Source organism: Salinivibrio sp. MA427, from assembly GCF_001996115.1.
GTDB classification, from domain to species: domain Bacteria; phylum Pseudomonadota; class Gammaproteobacteria; order Enterobacterales; family Vibrionaceae; genus Salinivibrio; species Salinivibrio costicola.
In genome coordinates, this window is record NZ_MUFH01000227.1 from 1 (window position 1) to 4348 (window position 4348).

The window sequence follows — 4348 nt, forward strand, 5'->3', positions numbered from 1 at the left end:
GAGCTAGGCCGAAATCTATGGCTGCCTAAAGACTGCCAGCCGCTTTGGTGGAATTGGGCATGGTTAGAGGCTGCCGAGCAGAAACAGCAATCAATAAATCAACTAGATAGCAACCAGTCAGACGCGTTACAATAGAAGGATAATAAGGATTATCCGGCGCGTCGGCCACTATCGCTGGGTTGCGGTGCGCATCCAAAACGTGGTCAAGCTACAGCAGGAGGAACCATGAGTCAGTTTTTTTATGTCCACCCAGAGAATCCGCAAGCGCGGCTGATCAAGCAAGCGGTGGAAATTGTGCGAAACGGTGGGGTGATTATTTATCCGACTGATTCGGGCTATGCGCTTGGCTGTCAGCTTGAGAATAAACAAGCGCTAGAGCGTATTTGCCGTATTCGTGATCTCGATAAAGATCATAATTTTACGTTGCTATGTCGCGATCTTTCTGAGCTTTCACTGTATGCACGGGTGGATAATGTTGCGTTTCGGCTAATCCGGAACAATACCCCAGGGTCGTATACCTTTATTTTTAAAGCGACCAAAGAAGTGCCAAAACGTTTGATGAATCCAAAACGTAAGACCATTGGCATTCGTGTTCCCGATAATCAAATCGCCCTWGATTTGCTCGAAGCGTTGGGTGAGCCGCTAATGTCGACCTCGCTGATTCTGCCCGGTAATGATTTCACCGAATCCGATCCCGAAGCGATACGCGATCATTTAGAACACAGTGTGGATTTGATCATGCACGGTGGGGTGTTGGGTGAGCATCCAACGACGGTGGTCGATTTTAGCGACGGTGCGCCTGAAATTCGACGCCAGGGTCGTGGTGATTCGACGCCGTTTGATTAATCCTTTATTGCCAGTGAACCAACAAACATTGCACTGCGTAATTATCAGTGCAATGTTCTTGTTCTGATGTTGCGTCAGCCAGTGGTTGACCTTCCATTCCCGCCCAGCCACCTTGCTGGGCGTTTTTTTATGATCCGATATGTCTCAATTTATGCGGTAGGCGATGCACTATTGACCCAGTTGATGCGCCGTTAAAATTGCGGAATAAACATTATCTGCCGTTACAGGAAATGGCATGTTATGGATAGTCTCTCCTTCAGCAGTTGATGCTTCTGCCACCGCACGCAACGTCGTATGATTCAGCGTTTTTACGCCCATATCAAAAAGATTGGTCGGTAGGCCAACGGAACGGCAGAAAGCGAGGACGGTATTTATCTCTTCCATTGCCGCGTTTTCGAGTACGAGTTGAACAAGTGTACCAAATGCCACCTTCTCGCCATGGTAAAGGTGGTGGCACTCCTCAAGCTTGGTGAGACCGTTATGGATGGCATGTGCGCCAGCTAGGCCACTGCTCTCAAAACCGATACCGCTTAGGTAGGTGTTGGCTTCAATAATGTTTTCTACCGCCTTGGTACTCACACCATTTTCTACTGCGATTTTCGCTTTTAAGCCATCTTCAAGTAATGTTTCATAACACAGTTTTGCTAGCGCTTGCGCGGACCGGGTCGCAAGCCCACCGGCCATGGTTGCTTTACCTGACGTCATATTTGCACGAGCTTCAAAGTAAGTTGATAGCGCGTCACCCATCCCAGAAACCAGTAAGCGAACCGGTGCTTTAGCGATGATCGACGTATCCATGATCACCATGTCCGGATTTTTAGGAATCATCAAGTATTCAGAAAATTCACCTTCTGGGGTATAGATAACGGCGAGAGCCGACGTTGGCGCATCTGTAGACGCGATGGTCGGCACAACAACAACGGGAATTTTGGTATAGAAAGCAACGGATTTTGCCGTATCTAATGTTTTCCCGCCGCCAATACCGACGATGACATCATGTTGCTGTGTCGCACAAATATCGGTGATGCGCTCAATCTCAGCACGCGAACACTCGCCATTAAAAATATTGGTTGCGAGTGATATCTCTTCATCAGCAAAACTCTGTTTTACCTCTGCACCCACCAAGTCGGTCACGAACGCATCAGCGATGGCTAATGGTTTCTCACCAAGACTTTTTACATAGTGTGCAATCGAGCTCAGTACTTGCTCACCTTGGACGTATTTACTGGGGCTAATAATTATTTTGTCCATAACTCAGACCTTTATTCTTTATTCTGTGTGTTTTCTGCAATGAAAAACCATTGTAGGGAAGGCGCTATATTAGGACTGACAGCTCAAACGAGAAAGGATATCGAGGATTTGAATTGAGCTTTTATGACCGCAGTGTCAAATCCGTCGCGAAAGAAAAAACGACAAACCCTGCTTTATGGCATTGATCACTATTCAGACTGTTTGCGTTATTCATGTTCCATATTGAAACGAAATAAAAAGATAAATTGTTCCACTATGGAACAAAATAATTTTTGTTGAGCCCCTGTTTTCTCTGCTTAAGATGAGTTAATACCCTACGTGAAAATAAATGGAATGAGATAGAACGATGAAAAAACTAATCAATCAAGTCGATGATGTTGTCTTGCAACAAATGGAAGGCCTTGCGTTGTCCCGTCCTGAGTTAAAGGCCAATTACGAACCTCGTTATATGTGGCATGAGGAAACACCAGGACAAGTCGCGTTAGTGTCTGGTGGCGGTTGTGGTCATGAGCCATTGCATGCGGGTTTTATTGGTAAAGGTATGTTGACCGGAGCGTGCCCGGGAGAAGTCTTTACATCGCCCACACCGGATCAAATGTATGAGTGTGGTAACCAAGTAAACACCGGTGAGGGCGTGCTTTTTATCATTAAAAACTACACGGGCGATGTGTTGAATTTTGAAACGGCCGTGGAGCTACTTCATACCGATGGTATCAGTGTTGGATCAGTCTTGGTGGATGATGATGTGGCCGTGAAAGATAGCCTTTACACCGCTGGCCGTCGTGGCGTGGCAGGTACTGTGTTAGTGGAGAAATTAGTCGGCGCTGCGGCAAGTAAAGGTTATACGTTGGCACAGTGTGAAGCGCTTGCTCGACGCGTCAATAACCAGTGCCGATCCTTTGGTGTCGCGCTTAATGCTTGTGTCGTGCCAGCCGCAGGTAAGCCGTCGTTTATCTTAGAAGATAATGAAGTGGAGTTTGGTGTTGGTATCCATGGTGAGCCTGGTATTAAACGCATGCAATACACAGACGTCGATACTTTGGTGGATGACATGTTTGCTGAACTCGCTGAAAACGCACCTTATCAGCGCACGTTACGGATTTGGAATCGTGAAGAAGGCGAATGGGATGAGGTCGTGTCTAGTATTGAGCCTTTTTCTGCCGATCATGACTACATCGTGATGGTCAATGGTATGGGAGGCACGCCAATTTCTGAGCTTTACGGCGTGTATCGCCGTCTAGCGCATAACTGCGAGCAAGCGGGATTCCGCATCGTACGAAATAGGGTAGGTAACTTCTGTACGTCGCTTGATATGGAAGGGGTGTCAATCACCTTACTCAAAGCGGATAAAGAGATGTTAGAACTTTTTGATGCACCCGTTGATACTGCCGCGATCAACTGGTAACAGGGGAAATAACATGCAAATTGAAAAAACACATATTATTCACTGGTTAGAGTTGTGTGCGACGACCTATCAAGACAACCAAGATTTTCTCACGGATCTTGATCGTGATATCGGCGATGCCGACCATGGTCTCAACATGAATCGTGGCTTTAAGAAAGTCGCGGAAAAACTGCCTCAAATTGTCGAGCAAAACATTGGTAGCATTCTAAAAAATACGGGAATGACATTATTGTCTAGTGTCGGAGGCGCAAGCGGCCCTTTATATGGCACGTTATTTATTCGCACAGCGGCGGCTGTCGGGACTCGAGAACAATTAACCTTTGAAGAGCTGATCGACGCGCTAAAAAGTGGGGTCGATGGTGTGGTTTCTCGTGGTAAAGCTGAATTAGGCGACAAAACCATGTGTGATGTTTGGCTACCGGTTTTGACGAGTATAAAGGCATCGTTAGATAAGGGCACAAGTGCTGATCACTTACATAATGAGATGGTTGATCTCGCAGAAGCGAATGTATTAGCCACCATTGAAATGCAAGCGAAAAAAGGACGAGCGAGCTATTTAGGTGAGCGCAGTATCGGCCATCAAGATCCCGGTGCAACGTCCTCTCTATTAATGATTAAAGCACTAAAGCAAGCAATAGCAGGTAATTAAGATGGTGGGAATTGTTGTTGTCTCTCATAGTCGTCGCCTTGCTGAGGGGGTCGCTGAATTAGCGACCCAAATGACCCAAGGCAAAGCGAATATCGCCATTGCTGCAGGTGTTGATGATCCTGAAAACCCGATAGGTACCGATACCATTGCTGTCATGGAAGCGATAGAGCGGGTGAATGATGAAAAAGGCGTTATTG

Annotated in this window: 4 protein-coding genes and 1 pseudogene; 4 read left to right on the forward strand and 1 reads right to left on the reverse strand. The window is 46.6% G+C overall.

The features are described from left to right. Window positions 1–225 precede the first annotated feature (225 nt). Complete coding sequence (locus tag BZG79_RS12250) at window positions 226–846, forward strand: L-threonylcarbamoyladenylate synthase (RefSeq protein WP_077577260.1); 621 nt, start codon at window positions 226–228, stop codon at window positions 844–846. Between the two features lie 168 nt (window positions 847–1014). Here BZG79_RS12250 and BZG79_RS12255 read toward each other — a convergent pair whose 3' ends face one another. Continuing rightward, a complete protein-coding gene (locus BZG79_RS12255) occupies window positions 1015–2097 on the reverse strand; it encodes a glycerol dehydrogenase (RefSeq protein ID WP_077461037.1) in 1083 nt (360 codons plus the stop codon). Window positions 2098–2443: 346 nt separating this feature from the next. Here BZG79_RS12255 and dhaK point away from each other — a divergent pair, with 346 nt between their 5' ends. From dhaK to BZG79_RS12270, 3 genes and pseudogenes are all read left to right on the forward strand, one after another. Then, a complete protein-coding gene (gene dhaK / locus BZG79_RS12260) occupies window positions 2444–3502 on the forward strand; it encodes a dihydroxyacetone kinase subunit DhaK (protein WP_021024313.1) in 1059 nt (352 codons plus the stop codon). A 13-nt stretch (window positions 3503–3515) separates the two neighbouring features. Then, complete coding sequence (dhaL, locus tag BZG79_RS12265) at window positions 3516–4151, forward strand: dihydroxyacetone kinase subunit DhaL (protein ID WP_077774509.1); 636 nt, start codon at window positions 3516–3518, stop codon at window positions 4149–4151. 1 nt (window position 4152) lies between these two features. After that, window positions 4153–4348: pseudogene (locus tag BZG79_RS12270) on the forward strand (PTS mannose transporter subunit IID); the annotation flags it as partial.

What these genes read in the sequence shown, in the direction of transcription:
- BZG79_RS12255 (WP_077461037.1), bottom strand. Translation starts at nt 2,097, where the DNA reads ATGGACAAAATAATTATTAGCCCCAGTAAATACGTCCAAGGTGAGCAA.
- dhaL (WP_077774509.1), top strand. Translation starts at nt 3,516, where the DNA reads ATGCAAATTGAAAAAACACATATTATTCACTGGTTAGAGTTGTGTGCG.
- dhaK (WP_021024313.1), top strand. Translation starts at nt 2,444, where the DNA reads ATGAAAAAACTAATCAATCAAGTCGATGATGTTGTCTTGCAACAAATG.